The sequence below is a fragment of the Streptomyces antarcticus genome, assembly GCF_026627255.1.
Taxonomy (GTDB): Bacteria; Actinomycetota; Actinomycetes; order Streptomycetales; family Streptomycetaceae; genus Streptomyces; species Streptomyces antarcticus.
In genome coordinates, this window is record NZ_JAPNLM010000015.1 from 118,216 (window position 1) to 134,841 (window position 16,626).

Sequence of the window (16,626 nt, forward strand, 5' to 3'; positions counted from 1 at the left end):
CTTTTGCGGGCGGCGGGCGGCGGGCGGCGGGCGGCGGGCGGGCGGTGGCGGTGGCGGGGGCGGGCCGCCGGGTCGTGGGCCGCCGGGTCGTGGACGGCGGCCCGGGCCGGCCGCGCCGCCCGCCGCCCGCGTCGGACGCTCCCGCCCGCTCGTCAGCCGCCCGTGACCCGGCGCGGCAGGCCCAGCGGGTTGGCCTCGCGCAGCTCCGCCGGAAGGAGGGCCTCGGGCACCGACTGGTACGCCACCGGGCGCAGCCACCGCTCGATCGCGGTCCCGCCGACCGAGGTGGAGTGCGAGGTGGCCGCCGGGTACGGGCCGCCGTGGTGCTGGGCCGGAGCCACCGCGACCCCGGTCGGCCAGCCGTTGACCACGATCCGGCCCGCCAGCCCGGTGACCTGGGCGATCAGTCCGGCGGCCGGCCCCGGAGCCCCCTCGGTCTCGGCCGACGAGAGCTGGAGGGTGGCGCTCAGGTTCCCGGGGAGGCGCCCGAGCACGGCGGCGGCCTCGGCCTGGGAGGCGTACCGGGCGACCACGGTCACCGGGCCGAAGCACTCCTCCAGCAGGACCTCGTACGCACCGTCCCCGGCGAGGCCGTCCCCGGCGAGGCGGCCGGCGGACACGGTCAGGTAGCCCGCTCCGACGGTGTGCTCGCCGCCGGAGCCCGGGGTGACCGGCGCCGTGACGCCGGGCAGCGCGGCCCGCTCCCGTACGCCGGTGACGAAGTTCTCGCGCATCCGGTGGTCCAGCAGCACCCCCGGTTCGGTCTCGCCGAGCGCCTTGGTGAGCGCGTCGGCGAGGCGGTCGCCGTCCGCGCCCTCGGGGACGAGCACCAGGCCGGGCTTCACGCAGAACTGGCCGACCCCGAGGGTGACCGCGCCCGCGAGCCCGGCGCCGATCTCCTCGGCGCGCTCGGCGGCCGCGGCCGGGGTGACCACGACCGGGTTGAGGGAGCCGAGCTCGCCGTGGAAGGGGATGGGCACGGGCCGCGCGGCGGCCGCGTCGAACAGGGCCCGCCCGCCGCGGAGGGAACCGGTGAACCCGGCGGCGGCCACCAGCGGGTGCCGGATCAGCTCCAGACCGGCGTCGAACCCGTGGAGCACCGACACGACGTCGGCGGGCAGCCCGGCGGAGACGGCCGCTCGGCGCAGCAGCGAGGCGCACAGCTCGGAGGTGGCCGGGTGGTCCGGGTGGACCTTGACCACCACGGGGCAGCCCGCGGCCAGCGCGCTCGCGGTGTCCCCGCCGGGGACGGAGAAGGCGAGCGGGAAGTTGGAGGCGGCGTAGACCGCGACGACGCCCAGCGGGACCTTGTAGCGGCGCAGTTCGGGGCGCGGTGGGCTGAGGGAGGGGTCGGCGCGGTCGATGCGGACGTCGAGGTAGGCCCCCTCGTCGACGGCGTCGGCGAAGGCGCGCAGCTGGCCGGTGGTGCGGGCGAGTTCGCCGGTGAGCCGGCCCGGACCGAGCGCGGTCTCGGCGTCGGCGGCCTCGATGACGTGGGCGGCGGCCTCGTCGAGCAGTCCGGCGGCGGCGCGCAGGAAGGCGGCGCGGGCGCCGGCGTCGGCGAGCGCGCCGCGGCAGGCGTGGGCCGCGCGCACGGCCTCGTCCACCTCGCGGGGTGTGGCCTCCACCGCAACCTGCTCGCGCTGCTTCCCGGTGCGGGGGTCCACACTCCAGACTGGTGTCGTTGTCATGGCCCACTGCCTCCTGGAACGTTCAGTATTCTGAACGCCGTTCCGGTGGATGAATGATCACATCTGCTCTGGACTCTATTTCCGCGTCCTCCGTGTGACAAGGGGCGCCCAGAGGGGAAGCAGGCGTATGACGACGACCGAGTCGGGGAGCGCGGTACAGGCGGTACAGGCGGCACCGGTCAAATCGGCGGTGCGGACGGTCCTGTTGCTGGAGCACTTCGCGGCGCGGCCCGGGCTGCACAGCCTGGCCGACATCCAGAACGACCTCTCCCTGCCCAAGTCCAGCCTGTACATGCTGCTGCGCACGCTCGTGAACCTGGGGTGGGTGGAGACCGACGCCACGGGCACCCGGTACGGCATCGGCGTACGGGCCCTGCTCGTCGGCAGCTCCTACATCGACGGCGACGAGGTGGTGGCGGCGGCCCGGCCCACCCTGGACCGGCTCTCCGACGACACGACGGAGACCATCCACCTGGCCCGGATGGACGGCACGAGCGTGGTGTACCTGGCCACCCGGCAGTCCCAGCACTACCTGAGGCCCTTCACGCGGGTCGGGCGGCGGCTGCCCGTGCACTCGACCGCGCTGGGCAAGGCGCTGCTGGCCACGCATACGGACGAAGAGGTGCGGCGGTTGCTGCCGCGGCGGCTGGAGGCGGTCACCGAGCACACCATCACCGACCGGGAGCAGCTGGTGGAGGAGCTGGCGCTGGTCAGGGAGCAGGGGTACGCGGTGGACCGGGAGGAGAACACGCTCGGACTGCGCTGCTTCGGCGTGGCCGTGCCGTACCGGACGCCGGCCCGGGACGCGGTGAGCTGCTCGGTGCCGGTGGCCCGGCTGACGCCGGGGCACGAGCAGGTCATCAAGGGGGCACTGTTCGAGGCACGGGACCGGCTGTCGGTGGTGACGCGGCGGATGTGAGGCGCGGGCGGGCGGCGGGGGTGGTGGGGCGCCGGCGGGGCGACGGATGTGAGGCGCCGGCGGGGGCAGCTCGGTGAGGGGCTGTGGGGGGTGGCGGAGCCCGTGGTTCCTCCCCCGCGCGGGGGAGGCGGTTCCCCTTCACGGGGGAGGTGGCGGGGCGGTGCGCGCGGGACCGTTGGGTCATGACCACACGAACCGTTCACCCGTCGTACGCACCGCGGCCGCAGGCCCCCCGACCGGGGGCGGGGCGGCGGACCCTGCGGGCGGTGGCCGTGGCCGCCACCCTTCCGTACCTGACGCTCAAGGCCGCCTGGCTGGCCGGGAGCCGGACGGGGATACCGGACGGCAGCGTGCTGGCCGAGCCCGGGACGTTCCTCGTCCTGGCTAACTCCGTCACGCTGCTCATGGACGCCTGCGTGATCGTGCTCGTGCTGCTCCTCACCCAGCCCTGGGGCATGCGGGTGCCGTCCTGGCTGCTCACCGTCCCGGCGTTCGTGGCCTCCGGACTGCTGACTCCGATCCTCCTCGGGTTCCCGGGCCAACTGCTCATACGGGCGATCGGGTTCGGGGCGGATCCGTCCGGAAGCGCGCAGCGCGAGCCCTTCCTGGACCCCTGGGTCTTCAACGTCGTCTACGGGGGGTTCATCGTCCAGGGGCTCGCCCTGGCGGGGCTGTTCGTGCCGTACGCCCGGGAGCGCTGGGGCTGGGGCCGGAGCCGGATCGCCGACCGGCCGGCTGGTGGCGCGGAGCGGGAGACTGCGTTCACGCGGCCCGCGGAGTCCGTGCGGGCGACGGCGTCCACGCGGGTGGTGGCGACGGCCGCGGCGCTGGGGAGCGCGGGCGTGGCCGCGGCGTACTTCTTCTGGGCCTTCGGGGGTACGGCCGGGATGGGCGCGGAGCGGGCGGCGTCGTGGTCCGCCGAGGCGGGCGTGGTCTCCGCGGCCCACGCGGTGTGCGCACTGGCCGCCGGTACAGGGGCGCTGCTGCTGGCCTCGGACCGGGGGCGCCGGGCCTGGTGGCCGGCGGCCCTCGCGTGGATCGGCTCGGGGGCCGCGCTCGGCTGGGGCCTGTGGCCGCTGATCGCCTCGTTGGGCCCGCAGTTGGACGGGGGCGAAGCCCCTTCCGGCGCCTCGCAGTTGATCTACGCTGGCCAGATGGCCACTGGAGCGCTCGCCGCCGTCGTCCTCACCCGGTTCCTGACCCGCCGCATCGAGGGGTGATGCGCGGGTACGGCCCGGGGCGGCTGTTCGGGCCGCGGGCCCGGCTGCGCTGGGTCCATCTGATCCTCGGCGGGGCCCTGCTGATGCCGTACTTCCTCCTCGCCCAGGTCGGGGTCGGCATGGCGGCGGGCGGGGTCAACGCGCTCTCCTCCCTGCCGCTGATCCTCGCCTCCTACGCGGTGGCCCTGCCGCTGGTCGCGGTCACCGGGGTGTTCGGGCTGGTGCGGCCGATGTCCGTGGCCGCGGTACGGGCCATGTGCGCGGTGCCGGGGGAGCGGCTGGCCGAGGGCCCGGCCCGGTCCTGGGCCGCCCGGGGGCGGGCTTCCGCCTGGTGGACCCTGCACCTGGGGGTCGGCGCGGTGCTCAGCGGGATGACCCTCGCGGTGCCGCCCATGGCGGTGACGCTGATCGCGCTGCCGTTCGTGAGCGGGCTGCGGGGCATCCCGCGGGAACTGGGCTGGGGCGGTGTGGCGGCCGAGCCGTACGTGACGCCCCTGATCGGGGTGGCCCTGCTGGCCGCGCTCGCGCTGTGCGTCGCGGGGGCCGGGGCGCTGCTGGCCCGGGCGGCGCCCGTACTGCTCGGCCCGACGGCCGCCGACCGGCTGGCCGAGGCCGAGGAGCGGGCCGCCGACCTCGCCGTGCGCAACCGGCTGGCCCGGGAGCTGCACGACTCGGTGGGGCACGCGCTGAGCGCCGTCACCCTCCAGGCGGTCGCCGCCCGGCGGGTGCTCGGCACCGACCCGGGGTTCGTACGGGAGGCGCTCGCCGCGATCGAGGACACGACGCGGCGCACGGTGGGGGAGCTGGACGCCGTACTGGGCCTGCTGCGGGACGGCGACCCGGCCCGGGCGGACGCCGCGCCCGCGCCGACCCTCGCCGCCGACCTCGACGGGCTGCTGGCCCGCACCCGCGCCGCCGGTACCCCCGTCACCGTCCACCAGGACCCCGGGCCGGCGGGGGACTGGTCCGGGCTCCCGGCGATTGCCTCCCGCGAGGCGTACCGGATCGTCCAAGAGGGCCTCAGCAACGCCCTGCGGCACGGTTCGGGCCCCGTGGACCTGAGGGTCCGCCTCCGGCGCGGCGGACCCTCCGGCCCTCGCGTTCACCCCGACCTGGAGATCACCATGACCAATCCGCCCACCGCGCCCGACGGCCGGGAGCCTGGCCGGGAGCCGCGTACGACCGGGGGACGCGGGCTGCGCGGCGCCGCCGAACGGGCCGCGCTGCTCGGCGGCAGCGTCGAGGCCGGCCCGCACCAGGGCGGCTGGCGGCTGCGGGCCGTCCTCCCGCTCGCCGGAACCGGCCGATGACCCCCACCCGCCCGGGCACGCCCCCGGACGGCGCCGCCCCCGGCGCCCCCGAGGACGCCGGGAGGCCCTGGGCTCCCGCCGGGCGCGGGACGCTGCGCATCGTGATCTGCGACGACGAGCGCATGGTCCGCACCGCGCTGCGGGTCATCCTCGAGGCCGAACCCGACCTGGTGGTCGTCGGCGAGGCGGCCACCGGGCCCGAAGCCGTCTCCCTGGTCCGCTCCCTGGCCCCCGACGTGGTGCTGATGGACGTCCGGATGCCCGAGATCGACGGCATCCGGGCCACCGAGCAGATCCTCGCCACCATGCCCGAGCCGCCCCGCGTGGTGGTCGTCACCACCTTCGAGAACGACGCCTACGTCCACGACGCGCTGCGCGCGGGCGCCGCCGGGTTCCTCCTGAAGCGGGCGGACCCCGACGAGCTGATCGGCGCGGTCCGGCTCGTCGCCCGCGGTGACTCGCTGCTCTTCCCGGCCGCCGTCCGCTCCCTCGCCGCCGCCGCCGCCCGTACGGCCGGCGCCCCGCGCGCGGCCGCCGCGCGGTGGGTGGCCCGGCTGACCGACCGGGAGGCGGACGTACTGCGCCTGATGGCCACCGGCCTGTCCAACCAGGAGATGAGCGAGCGCCTCGGCGTCGGCCCGCAGACGGTGAAGACCCACGTCGCGGCGGTCCTCGCCAAGACCGGCTCCCGCGACCGGACCCAGGCGGTGATCGCCGCCTACGAGGGCGGCTTCATGAGGAAAGACTGAGAACTCCACCACAATCGGGGCAGAGCGGAACGTCCGGGACGGTCGGGGCGTCCTTCCTGGGGATGAACAAGACGATCAGGCGTGCGTCGGTCTTCTGTCTGCTTCTGGTGCTGGCCCTGCTGGTCCGTGTCACCTGGGTGCAGGCATACCAAGGCCAGGCCCTCGCAGACGACAAGAACAACCGCCGGAACCTCATCGGGCAGTACGAGAACCCGCTGGGCAACATCATCGTGGGCGGGGAGGCGGTCACGGGCTCGACGAAGACGGGCGGCAAGGACTTCGGGTACAAACGCACGTACACCGACGGTCCGCTCTACGCACCCGTCACCGGATACAGCTCCCAGGCCTTCGGGACGAGCATGCTGGAGGGCGTCTACAAGAACGTCCTCAACGGCTCCGACAGCCGGCTGAAGACGATGATGGACATGCTGACCAACAAGCGGGCCGCCCCGGGCGACGTGCTGACGACCATCGACAAGGACGTCCAGAAGGCGGGCTTCGACGCCCTCCAGGGCAAGCAGGGCGCCGCCGTGGCCATCGACCCCGCGACGGGGCAGATCCTCGGCATCGTCAACAACCCCTCCTTCGACCCGGGCCGGATCGCCGGCGCGAACGACAAGGAGGCCTGGACGGAACTCTCCGCCGACCAGGGCAAGGCGCTGGAGAACGTGGCCCTGCGCAAGCCGCAGGCGCCCGGCTCCACCTTCAAGCTGGTCACCCTCGCGGCGGCGATCGAGAACGGCCTGGTCACCGACATCGACACGCCGACCGGCATCAAGGCCCCGTACACAATCCCCGGCACTCGCACCGATCTGCCCAGCGAGGCCCCCGCGGAGATGTGCAACAACGTCTCGGCACGCGTCGCCCTGCGGCTGTCCTGCAACAACGTCTTCGCCGAGCTGGCGCACAGGCTCGGCCAGGACAAGATGCGCGCCATGGCCGAGAAGTTCGGTTTCAACACGCAGATCGACACCCCGGTCCGCACCAACCCGCCGAGCTCGTACCCCTCGGCGAAGATGTCCGTCGACCAGGTCGCGCAGACGGGTATCGGCCAATTCGACGTCCAGGCCACCCCGCTCCAGATGGCCATGGTCACGGCCGCCGTCAAGAACGGCGGCAAGCTCGTCGCGCCGCACATGGTCTCCCAGGTCACCGATGCCAACGGCAACGTCCTGGAGAGCTTCAAGGACCCGAAGTCCGAGCAGGTCATGAAGGGCAAGACCGCCTCCATGCTGCGGGAGGCCATGAAGACGGTGGTCAGCGAGGGCGGCGGCAAGCCCGCCCAGGTGAGCGGCGCCGAGGTGGGCGGCAAGACGGGTACCGCCCAGCGCGGCGTCAACAACAGCCTCTCGCCGCTGGCCTGGTTCACCTCCTACGGCAAGCTGAACGGCAAGCAGATCGCCGTCGCGGTCGTGATCGAGAACTCGGACACCGACCGCTCCGAGATCGGCGGCGGCAAGCTCGCCGCCCCCATCGCGCAGAAGATGATGCAGGCGTGGCTGAAGAAGTAGCCGGGCGGACCACACGGACCACGACGACGCAGGCGTGGCCGAAGACGTAGCCACGCGGACCGCACGGCCGGCGCGCCGGGAACCTTCGCGGTTCCCGGCGCGTCACTCATTCCATGATCAGGACCGCGCGCCCCGCCGACCTCGACGCCATAGCCGCCCTCCACACCCGGGCACGGGCCACCTACTACCAGGGCCGCCTTCCCCAGGAGGCCTACGGCGGCGCGGCCGAGCTCGCCCGGACCCGCGAGGGCTGGTCCCACGCCGTCGCCCGGTCCGCCGCGGACGGCAGCGTGCTCTGCGCCGAGCGGAACGGGCGGATCGCCGGCGTCGCCGCCTACCGCACCGCGGACGGCGAGACCACCCTCACCCAGCTCCACGTCGACCCGGACCGGTGGCGCCGGGGCACCGGGTCCGCGCTGCACGCTGCCTGCCTCGACGCCTGGCGCCGTGCCGGAACGGCCAGGGTCCGGCTGGAGGTCTACGAACACAACCTGCGCGCCCAGGCGTTCTACGCCCGTCAGGGCTGGCTCCCGGAGCCGGGGTCCGCGGCCTCCGGCTCCCACCGCGTCCTGTGGCTCGCGGTGGCTCCGCCGTCCGGGGAATGAGACGCGCCCCCGGGCCGTTGAATCAGGAACTGATTCACCCGACTGACCCGGAGAGAAGAACGATCATGCGCGTCGAGATCTGGAGCGACATCGCCTGCCCGTGGTGCTACATCGGCAAGGCCCGCTTCACCAAGGGGCTGGCCGGGTTCGCGCACCGCGACGAGGTGGAGGTCGTCTTCCGGTCCTTCGAGCTCGACCCCAACGGCCCCAAGGGCGTCAGCGCCCCCGTCGTGGAAATGCTCGCCCAGAAGTACGGCCGCACCCTCGAAGAGGCGCGCGGCATGGAGGAGCACGTCGCGCAGAGCGCCCGCGCGGAGGGGCTGACGTACCGCACCGAGGGCCGCGACCACGGCAACACCTTCGACATCCACCGGCTGCTGCACCTGGCCGCCGCCCGCGGCCGCCAGGAGGAGCTGCTCGACCTCGCGTACCGGGCGAACTTCGCCGAGGAGCGGTCCGTCTTCGACACCGGGGTGCTGCTCGCGCTCGCCGTCGAGGCCGGGCTCGACGAGGCCGAGGCCCGCGCCGTCCTCGCCGACGACTCCGCCTACGCCGAGGAGGTCCGCACCGACGAGCGCGAGGCCGCCGAACTGGGTGCGAACGCCGTGCCGTTCTTCGTCCTCGACCGCCGCTACGGGATCTCCGGCGGACAGCCGGCCGAGGTGTTCACCCGCGCCCTGGAACAGGCCTGGGCCGGCCGCGAGGTGGAGGAGCCCGCCCCCGCCGACGGGGCGTGCGAGCCCGACGGGGTGTGCGCGGTTCCGCAGTCCTGACGCTCCCATATAACAATCTCTTTGGGGTAGCGCGGAAAGTTCGGTAATGGACTGTGGGTAGGTCCTGGGCCAGAGTGGACGGCATGGATCTCCCCCTGGCCGAGACGGCCCGTGCCGAGTTCGCCCACTCCACCACCTACCTCAACACCGCCACGTGCGGAGTGCTGCCGCGCGCGGCCGTCGCGGCGGTACGGGAGCTGTCCGAGGCGGCGGGGGCCGGGCTCCCCGCCGGCTTCGGCGACTTCGACCGGGTGAACCGGGTCCGCGCCGCCTTCGCCCGGCTGGCCGGGGTCGCCGCCGACCGCGTGGCCGTCGGCTCGGCCGTCTCCACGCACGTCGGCCTCGTCGCGGCCTCCCTGTCGTCCGGCTCCGAAGTCCTCTGCCCCGAGGGCGACTTCGCCTCCGTGATGAACCCCTTCGTGGTGCGCGGCGACCTCAAGGTGCGCTTCGCCCCGCTGGAGTCCCTCGCCGAAGCCGTCGGAGCCGGTACGACCCTGGTCGCGCTGAGCGCCGTACAGTCCGCGGACGGGCGTACGGCGGACCTGGCCGCGGTGCGCGCCGCCACGGCCGCGCACGGGGCCCGGATGCTGGTGGACGCGACGCAGGCGGTGGGCTGGCTGCCCTTCGACGCCTCGCCGTACGAGTACACGGTCACCGCCGGGTACAAGTGGCTGCTCGGCGCCCGCGGAGCCTCCTACCTGACCGTCTCGCAGGACGCCGAGCACACCCTGACCCCGCTGCACGCCGGCTGGGTCGCGGCCGAGTCCATGTGGGACGCCACGTACGGGCCGATGCCGGAACTCGCGCACGGAGCGCGGAAGTTCGACGAGTCCCCGGCCTTCCTCGCCTACCACGCGGCCGAGCCCTCACTGGCGCTGCTGGAGCGCGTCGGCATCGACGCGGTGCACGCGCACGACACCGCCCTGGCCGCCCGCTACCGGGCCGGGCTCGCCCGGCTGGGCCACGAACCGGTGCCCGGCGACGCCGCCATCGTCTCCGTACCGGGCCTCGCCGACCGCCTGCCCGCCCTCCAGGCGGCCGGCATCGCCACCGCCGCCCGCGCGGGCGCCCTGCGCGCCTCGTTCCACCTCTACAGCACCGAGGAGGACGTGGACCGGCTGCTGAACGCCCTGTCCTGACGGGCGGGCCCACGGGGTCAGCGCCGGGTCAGCGCGGGCCCGCGCCGGGTCAGCGCCCGGTCAGCGCGGGGACGCCTCCCACGCCGCGTCCGCCGCGCCGAGCGCCGGACCCGCCTCGACGCCCAGAGCGGCCGCCAGGGCGCCCAGCGCGCTGCGCACCACAGGCAGCGAGGCCGCCCGGCCGTAGTGGTTGACGCGGACCATCTCCTTCGCCAGCGCGCCGCCACCGGCCGCGAGCGGGGCCGCCGGGTCCGCCGCCAGTGCCTTGGCCGCCACCAGGGAGGCGTCCGCGACGCGCAGCGTGGTGGCCACCGGGGCGGCCTCCGCCACCCGGCCCACGTACGGGGCGAGGCCCATCGCTGCCGCGCCCGCGCGGGTCGCCGCCGCCGCGGCCGCGTGCCGGGCCTCCACCACGGGGAGGCCCTCGGCGGCGATCCGGTCCAGGCAGGCCTCCAGGGCCAGCATCTCCAGCTGCGCCGGAGCGTGGAGCAGCGCCGTGCGCCCGCCGTCGATCCAGCGCTCCTTCCAGTCCAGGAGGGAGAGGTACGAGCGGCGCGGCGCTGCCGGGTTCTCCGCGAAGCGGGCCCAGGCGCGGTCCGAGACCGACACGGCCGAGACCCCCGCCGGGCCGCCCATCGCCTTCTGCGCGCCGATCACGCACAGGTCAACGCCCCACGCGTCCGGGAGCAGCGGCTCGGCGCCCACCGACGCCACCGCGTCGAGCATGAACAGCGCGCCGTGGGCCCGTACGGCCTCGCCGATCTCCGCGACCGGGTTGGTGTTGCCGGTGGCCGCCTCCGCGTGGACCAGCGAGACGAAGTCGATCTCCGGGCGCCCGGCCAGGGCCGCCGCCACCTGTCCGGCCGTCGCCGCGGTGTCGAAGGGAACCTCCAGGTCCACCACCGTGGCCCCGCAGTCGCGCAGCCAGTTGCCGAAGGTGGTCCCGTACGGGCCGGTGACGACGTTCAGCGCCGTCGAACCGGGCCGCGCGCACGACCGGATGCACCCCTCCAGGGGCAGCAGCGCCTCGCCCTGGGTGATCACCACGTCCTGCCGGGTGGAGAGGAGCTCGGCGACCCGCCGTTCGATCGACGCGAAGCGCTCCGCGGTGAGCGGCGGGAAGTCCAGGAGGGGGTGGGTCACGGCGGTGCTCTCTTCGTCCGGGCTCGTCCGGGGTCGTCCGGATGTACCGGGAGAGCGTACCGAGCACGCACGTACAGTGCCGACATGACCGATGCCGATGCCGCCGCCGATGTGACCGCCGCCGATGCCGTCACTGATGCCGACACCGCTGCCGACGTCCCGCGGGACGGCGCGGTGCTGCACGTGAGGGGTCGCGTGCTCGTCGGACCTGACGACGTGCGCGACGAGCTCTGGGTGGTCGGCGGGCGGATCTCCTGGGAACGGCCGCCCGCCGCCCGCGAGATCACCACGGTGACCGGCTGGGCCCTGCCCGGCCTGGTCGACGCGCACTGCCACGTCGGACTGGACTCCCATGGCCCGGTCGACGCCGGGACGGCCGAGCGCCAGGCACTCACCGACCGGGACGCGGGCACCCTGCTGATCCGCGACGCGGGATCGCCCTCGGACACCCGCTGGATCGACGGCCGCGAGGACCTCCCGAAGATCATCAGGGCGGGTCGCCACATCGCGCGGACCCGCCGCTACATCCGCAACTACGCCCACGAGATCGAGCCGGCCGACCTGGTCGAGTACGTCGGCCGGGAGGCGCTGCGCGGCGACGGCTGGGTGAAGCTGGTGGGGGACTGGATCGACCGCGAGGCCGGGGACCTGACGGCCTGCTGGCCGCGCGCCGAGGTCGAGGCGGCCATCGCCGAGGCGCACCGCCTCGGCGCCCGCGTCACCGCGCACTGCTTCGCGGAGGACTCGCTGCGGGACCTGGTCGAGGCGGGCATCGACTGCGTCGAGCACGCCACCGGGCTCACCGAGGACACCGTCCCGCTGTTCGCGGAGCGCGGCGTCGCGATCGTCCCGACCCTGGTGAACATCGCGACGTTCCCGAAGATGGCGGCGGGCGGCGAGGCGAAGTTCCCGCGCTGGTCGGCGCACATGCGGCGGCTGTACGAGCGCCGGTACGACACCGTCCGGGCGGCCTACGACGCGGGCGTCCCGGTGTACGTCGGCACGGACGCGGGCGGTTCGCTGCCGCACGGGCTCGTCGCGGCGGAGGTGGCGGAGCTGGTGAAGGCCGGCATCCCGCCGCTGGAGGCGCTGTCGGCGACCACCTGGGCGGCCCGCGCGTGGCTCGGCCGCCCGGGCCTGGACGAGGGGGCGCCGGCGGACCTCGTGGTGTACGCCGAGGACCCGCGGGCCGACGTGCGCGCGCTCGCGCGGCCGTTGCGGGTCGTGGTGAACGGCGCCGTACGCGCCTGAGGCCGGTACCGCTCCAGGGGCCCTGGCGTCCCGGCGCCGGCGGCGCCGCGTTGACGGCGCCGCGTTGACGGGGGTGACATCGCGGGCCCCGACGTCGTTGTGGATGCCCGCACGGCTCTCCGTACCCGGGACGGATGCGAGGGGAGCGCACTCGCGTTCCTCCTGAGGCGCGAAAATTCGAATGTATGCGTGGAAACCATCCGTTGGGGTGAACTGGCCTCAGGTTGCCGCCCGTTCACCCGCAGTGCGTAAAGATTCCGAGGGTCGAAGCCGTCGGCGCGTGCGATGTCCCCCATTGGCGCCGCGACGGCACCCATCTCCCCGGGGGTTCCACCATCTTGAACAGCAACACCTTCCGCATGCCCGCGGTAGCCCTGCTCGCCACGGGAGCGGTGGCCCTGCTCGCCGCTCCGCCCGCCTTCGCCACGGGAGGCGCGGGTGGCGGCGCCGGGTCCGGGGGCGTGGGCAAGGCGGGCGCCGTCGTCCTGCGGGCCGGCCTGGACGTGGGCCTGCTCAACAAGACCGTCAACGTTCCCCTGAAGACCACGCTCAACGAGGTCACCGCCCCGGCCGCCCCGGCGCGGAAGACGGCGCTGACCGTCACCCTGGACGGAGTCGAGGGAGGCGCGCCGGTCAGCGTGCTCCGCGCCGACGTGGCCACGTCCAAGGCGACCGCGGACAAGGACAAGGCCGAGGCCGAGGTGAACCTCGCCAAGGCCAGGGTGCACGTGCCGGGACTGCCGGCCCTCTCGCTCGTCGAGGTCGAGCAGGTCACCTCCAAGGCCGTCTGCGAAGCCGGCAAGAAGCCCGTGGCCAGCGCGAACGTTCTCGGCAAGGTGACCGCGCTCGGCAAGAAGGTCACCCTCACGGCCGGCGGGCCGACCAAGGTCGAGGTCCCGGGCGTGGGCCTGGTCAGCCTGGAGCTGTCCGGGACCGAGACCACCTCCGGCACGGCGGCCGCGGCGGCCCTGCGCCTGAAGGTCTCCGTGAACCCGCTGAACCTGAACGTGGCCGAGGTGCAGGGCGAGATCGTCCTCGCCGAGGCGCACTGCGCGTCCCCGCCGGCGCCCGCTCCGATCCCGCCGAAGCCGGAGGCGAAGCCCGACGTGAAGCCGCAGGCGGTCACGGACACCCGGACCGGGACCGTTACGCCCGTCACCACCGACGCCAACCTGGCCGAGACCGGCGGCGGTTCGCTGGCCCCGTACGTGGCGGGCGCCGCCCTGGTCCTGCTCGGGATCGGCGGGGGCGCCCTGGCCGTGACCCGGCGCGGCAGGGCCTCGTGACCCGCGCCGTCCGCTAGGGGGGCGCCGTCCCGAGGAGCACCCGGAGGGGAGTGCTCAACGGGAGGCGCACCCCGCGCGGTCGGGGCGGAACCGGGGCGGAACCGGGGGCGGAGGGGCCCCCGGACGGGGCGGGGCAAGGGGCACGGCCGGCCGCGGGTGGGGGCTCAGCGGACGGCGTGCTCCAGGCCCTGCCCCGCCGCACCGCGCGACAGCACGGCCTCCGTGACCTCGCGGTCGATCCGTGCGTACGCGGCGCGCTTGGCCGCCCCGAGCCCGGTGTCGGCCGCCGCGCAGGACGCGCAGACGACGCGGAACGGCGGCCCCATGTCCGAGAACTGCGTCAGGTACTCGGCCTTGACCACCTCCCAGCGGCCCGGCCGGTCCGCCGCCGGGGCGAAGGTGAAACGGGGCACCGAGGACTGGTTGCCGCGCAGCTTGTCCGCCGGTACGAAGCTGGCGACCTGGTCGCCCATGCCGAAGACCACCCAGGTGCCGTTGATCCTCTCGTACGGCTGCGGCACGTGGTTGTGGGTGCCGAGGACGAGATCGATGTCGGGGAGGCCGTCGGCGCCTCGGGAGGCGGTCAGCGCCTGCGCCAGCTCGCGCTGCTGTTCGTCGGGGGCCGTCTGCCACTCGGTGCCCCAATGGACGCTCAGCACCACCACGTTCGCTCCCCCGGCCCGGGCCGCGCGGGCGTCCGCGATGATCCGGTCCCGGTCGATCAGGTTCACGGCCCACGGCTTGTCCCGGGGGAGGGGGATGCCGTTCGTGCCGTACGTGTACGACAACTGGGCCACCTTCGCGCCGCCGGCCGACATGACGGCCGGCGCAGCGGCCTCCTCGGCGCTGCGGGCCGAGCCGACGTGCGGGACACCGGCGCGGTCGAGGTGGTCCAGGGTGCGGGCGAGGCCCTCGTAGCCGTCGTCCAGGGTGTGGTTCGAGGCCGTGGAACAGCTGTCGTACCCGGCGTCCTTCAGGGCGTCGGCCAGCTGGTGCGGGGCCTTGAAGAGCGGGTAGCCCGTGTACGGTCCGCCGGGCCGCCCGTACGGTATCTCGTGGTGGCATATCGCCAGGTCGGCGGCGGAGACGAGGGGTTTGACCCCGGCGAGGATCGGGCGGAAGTCGTACTCCCCGGCCGTGCCCGCGTCATCGGCCGACCGCTGGATGATCGAGGGGTACGGGATGATGTCGCCGGTCGCCACCAGGGTGAACGGCCGCCCGGCCGGGGCGTCCGCCGCCCGCGGGGACGGTGTCGCCAACGCGGTCCCGCCGCGGCCCGCCCCCTCCTGGAGCCGCTGCTGCGCGGCGGGCGCACCACCGCGGTCCAGCAGCCGGGGCGCGGCGTAGACGCCGCCGCCGCCCACCACGGCCAGCGCGGCCAGGGCCGCGCAGACCCTCGCGGATGCCTTCATGTCCCAACCCCCGGTGTCGCCCGTGTCCGCCGCGGGGCCAGGCCCGGTCGCCGCCCCGGTCGCCGCCCCCGGCGCCCCGCCGCCAGGGTACGTCGCCCGTACGGCCACCGCAGGCGTGCGGCGCGGCGGCGGCCGCCCCGCCCGGGGCCGGTGCCCCGCCGCCCGGGCCCGGCGCCCGCATCCGGGGTCAGCGGCCCCCGGTGAGGGTCAGTGCGCGGTCCAGGGCCTGGAGCAGCCGGCCCGTCGTCACCCGGTCGCGGACCGCCAGCCGGAGCCAGGAGTGGTCCAGTCCCGGGAAGGTGTCCCCGCGCCGGACCGCGAACCCGAGGGCGCGCAGCCGGAGGCGGACCTCCGCCGCGCCCTCCACCCGGATCAGGACGAACGGCCCCTCCGCCACCCCCGCGACGGTGATCTCCTCGAACTCCGCGAGCCCCGCCAGCAGGTGCGCCCGGTCCACCGCGATCCGCCGCGCCGCCTCCTCCGCCTCGGCCAGCGCCGCCGGAGCCACGCACGCCTCGGCGGCCACCAGCGCCGGGGTCGACACCGGCCACAGCGGCTGCGCGGCCGCCAGCTTCGCGATCACCGCGGGCTCGGCCAGGACGTAGCCGATCCGCAGCCCGGCCAGCCCCCAGGTCTTCGTCAGGCTCCGCAGCACCACCAGGCCCGGCAGGTCCATCCGGCCGGCCAGGGCCTCCCGTTCGCCCGGGACGGCGTCCATGAACGCCTCGTCCACCACCAGCAGGCGGCCCGGCCGCGCCAGCGCGGCCAGGGTGTCCGCCGGGTGCAGCACGGACGTCGGGTTGGTGGGGTTGCCGACCACCACCAGGTCCGCGTCCTCGGGCACCGCCGCCGGGTCCAGACGGAAGCCGTCCTCCGCCCGCAGCACGACCCGTTCGACCCGGTGGCCCGCGTCCCGCAGGGCCGACTCCGGCTCGGTGAACTGCGGATGCACCACCACCGGCCGGACGGCGTCCAGGGCCCGCGCGATCAGCACGAAGGCCTCCGCCGCCCCGGCCGTCAACAGCACCCGCTCGACCGGCAGCCCGTGCCGGTCCGCGACGGCCGCGCGGGCCGCCCGGCCGTCGGGGTACGCCGCGAGATCCCCGAGGGACGCCCCGATCCGCCGTGTGAGCCACTCCGGGGGAGTGTGCGCCCGTACGTTGACCGCGAGGTCCACCAGCGCGGCGTCCGCGTCCAGCACCTCCGCGTCGCCGTGGTGGCGCAGGTCGTGCCCCTGGGCCGTGGCCACCGCGCAGGTCGCCGCCACCGACCGGCGCTTGGGCACGAGGAGTTCCCCGCCCGCCGCCAGCGCCGACGCCTCCGCGACCGAGGGGGTTCCGGCGGCGGCGCGCGCCGCCTCGGAGGGGTGCGGCACCGCGATCTCGGCCAGTACCTCGGCGGGGTAGCCGAGCAGCGGCACGCCGAAACGTTTCGCCGCGCCGGTGATCCCCTCTTCGTCCGCCTTCGAGTCCACCGTGGCCAGCGCCGTCACCGCGTCGGCGGCCAGCCCGGCCCCCCGCAGCGTCTCCTCGACCAGCGCGCAGACCTCCGCGACGGAGACCCCCGCGCGTCCGCCGACCCCGACCACCAACCGCGTCGCGTACTCACCCACCGGGA

At 75.2% G+C, this 16,626-nt stretch carries 14 protein-coding genes; 10 read left to right on the plus strand and 4 right to left on the minus strand.

All coding sequences use genetic code 11. The annotated features are described in order from the left end of the window. Positions 1-152 precede the first annotated feature (152 nt). The gene (locus tag OTB16_RS22730; RefSeq protein WP_267722373.1) at positions 153-1,691 is read right to left on the minus strand and encodes an aldehyde dehydrogenase (NADP(+)); all 1,539 of its coding nucleotides are present in this window, start codon (positions 1,689-1,691) and stop codon (positions 153-155) included. 127 nt (positions 1,692-1,818) lie between these two features. Here OTB16_RS22730 and OTB16_RS22735 point away from each other — a divergent pair, with 127 nt between their 5' ends. The 8 genes from OTB16_RS22735 to OTB16_RS22770 all read left to right on the plus strand — a co-directional run bounded on the left by OTB16_RS22735 (position 1,819) and on the right by OTB16_RS22770 (position 9,917). Next, entirely contained in the window at positions 1,819-2,610 is a 792-nt protein-coding gene (locus tag OTB16_RS22735; RefSeq protein WP_267722374.1) for an IclR family transcriptional regulator, read from the plus strand. Positions 2,611-2,792: 182 nt separating this feature from the next. Then, positions 2,793-3,830 carry a hypothetical protein gene (locus OTB16_RS22740; protein WP_267722375.1) on the plus strand — a complete coding sequence of 346 codons (1,038 nt, stop codon included), beginning with the start codon at positions 2,793-2,795 and terminating at the stop codon, positions 3,828-3,830. Beyond that, a complete protein-coding gene (locus OTB16_RS22745) occupies positions 3,830-5,140 on the plus strand; it encodes a sensor histidine kinase (RefSeq protein WP_267722376.1) in 1,311 nt (436 codons plus the stop codon). Before OTB16_RS22740 ends, OTB16_RS22745 begins: the two co-directional genes overlap by 1 nt. Positions 5,141-5,262: 122 nt before the next feature. After that, positions 5,263-5,889 carry a response regulator transcription factor gene (locus OTB16_RS22750; protein WP_267722503.1) on the plus strand — a complete coding sequence of 209 codons (627 nt, stop codon included), beginning with the start codon at positions 5,263-5,265 and terminating at the stop codon, positions 5,887-5,889. A gap of 62 nt (positions 5,890-5,951) precedes the next feature. Continuing rightward, positions 5,952-7,400, plus strand: coding sequence for a penicillin-binding transpeptidase domain-containing protein (locus tag OTB16_RS22755; RefSeq protein WP_267722378.1), 1,449 nt, complete (start codon positions 5,952-5,954; stop codon positions 7,398-7,400). A 113-nt stretch (positions 7,401-7,513) separates the two neighbouring features. Further along, entirely contained in the window at positions 7,514-8,005 is a 492-nt protein-coding gene (locus OTB16_RS22760; RefSeq protein WP_267722379.1) for a GNAT family N-acetyltransferase, read from the plus strand. Between the two features lie 65 nt (positions 8,006-8,070). Further along, complete coding sequence (locus OTB16_RS22765) at positions 8,071-8,778, plus strand: DsbA family oxidoreductase (RefSeq protein ID WP_267722381.1); 708 nt, start codon at positions 8,071-8,073, stop codon at positions 8,776-8,778. An 83-nt stretch (positions 8,779-8,861) separates the two neighbouring features. Next, positions 8,862-9,917, plus strand: coding sequence for an aminotransferase class V-fold PLP-dependent enzyme (locus OTB16_RS22770; protein ID WP_267722383.1), 1,056 nt, complete (start codon positions 8,862-8,864; stop codon positions 9,915-9,917). A 60-nt stretch (positions 9,918-9,977) separates the two neighbouring features. Here OTB16_RS22770 and OTB16_RS22775 read toward each other — a convergent pair whose 3' ends face one another. After that, entirely contained in the window at positions 9,978-11,060 is a 1,083-nt protein-coding gene (locus OTB16_RS22775) for an aminotransferase class V-fold PLP-dependent enzyme (RefSeq protein ID WP_267722384.1), read from the minus strand. A 174-nt stretch (positions 11,061-11,234) separates the two neighbouring features. Between OTB16_RS22775 and OTB16_RS22780 the strand changes: the two genes are divergently transcribed. Together OTB16_RS22780 and OTB16_RS22785 are read left to right on the plus strand one after the other, a co-directional pair. After that, positions 11,235-12,311, plus strand: coding sequence for an amidohydrolase family protein (locus OTB16_RS22780; RefSeq protein WP_267722504.1), 1,077 nt, complete (start codon positions 11,235-11,237; stop codon positions 12,309-12,311). Between the two features lie 338 nt (positions 12,312-12,649). Next, positions 12,650-13,597 (plus strand): SCO1860 family LAETG-anchored protein, encoded by a 948-nt coding sequence (locus OTB16_RS22785; RefSeq protein WP_267722386.1) that lies wholly within the window; start codon positions 12,650-12,652, stop codon positions 13,595-13,597. Positions 13,598-13,761: 164 nt separating this feature from the next. Here OTB16_RS22785 and OTB16_RS22790 read toward each other — a convergent pair whose 3' ends face one another. Next, positions 13,762-15,009 carry a CapA family protein gene (locus OTB16_RS22790; protein WP_267722388.1) on the minus strand — a complete coding sequence of 416 codons (1,248 nt, stop codon included), beginning with the start codon at positions 15,007-15,009 and terminating at the stop codon, positions 13,762-13,764. A gap of 187 nt (positions 15,010-15,196) precedes the next feature. Next, positions 15,197-16,621 (minus strand): Rv2231c family histidinol phosphate aminotransferase CobC, encoded by a 1,425-nt coding sequence (cobC, locus tag OTB16_RS22795; protein ID WP_267722389.1) that lies wholly within the window; start codon positions 16,619-16,621, stop codon positions 15,197-15,199. Positions 16,622-16,626 lie beyond the last annotated feature (5 nt).

Coding starts and splice junctions, on each gene's coding strand:
- OTB16_RS22730 (WP_267722373.1), bottom strand. CDS start 1,691: ATGACAACGACACCAGTCTGGAGTGTGGACCCCCGCACCGGGAAGCAG.
- OTB16_RS22790 (WP_267722388.1), bottom strand. CDS start 15,009: ATGAAGGCATCCGCGAGGGTCTGCGCGGCCCTGGCCGCGCTGGCCGTG.
- OTB16_RS22750 (WP_267722503.1), top strand. CDS start 5,263: ATGGTCCGCACCGCGCTGCGGGTCATCCTCGAGGCCGAACCCGACCTG.
- OTB16_RS22740 (WP_267722375.1), top strand. CDS start 2,793: ATGACCACACGAACCGTTCACCCGTCGTACGCACCGCGGCCGCAGGCC.
- OTB16_RS22770 (WP_267722383.1), top strand. CDS start 8,862: ATGGATCTCCCCCTGGCCGAGACGGCCCGTGCCGAGTTCGCCCACTCC.
- OTB16_RS22755 (WP_267722378.1), top strand. CDS start 5,952: ATGAACAAGACGATCAGGCGTGCGTCGGTCTTCTGTCTGCTTCTGGTG.
- OTB16_RS22735 (WP_267722374.1), top strand. CDS start 1,819: ATGACGACGACCGAGTCGGGGAGCGCGGTACAGGCGGTACAGGCGGCA.
- OTB16_RS22765 (WP_267722381.1), top strand. CDS start 8,071: ATGCGCGTCGAGATCTGGAGCGACATCGCCTGCCCGTGGTGCTACATC.
- OTB16_RS22760 (WP_267722379.1), top strand. CDS start 7,514: ATGATCAGGACCGCGCGCCCCGCCGACCTCGACGCCATAGCCGCCCTC.
- OTB16_RS22745 (WP_267722376.1), top strand. CDS start 3,830: ATGCGCGGGTACGGCCCGGGGCGGCTGTTCGGGCCGCGGGCCCGGCTG.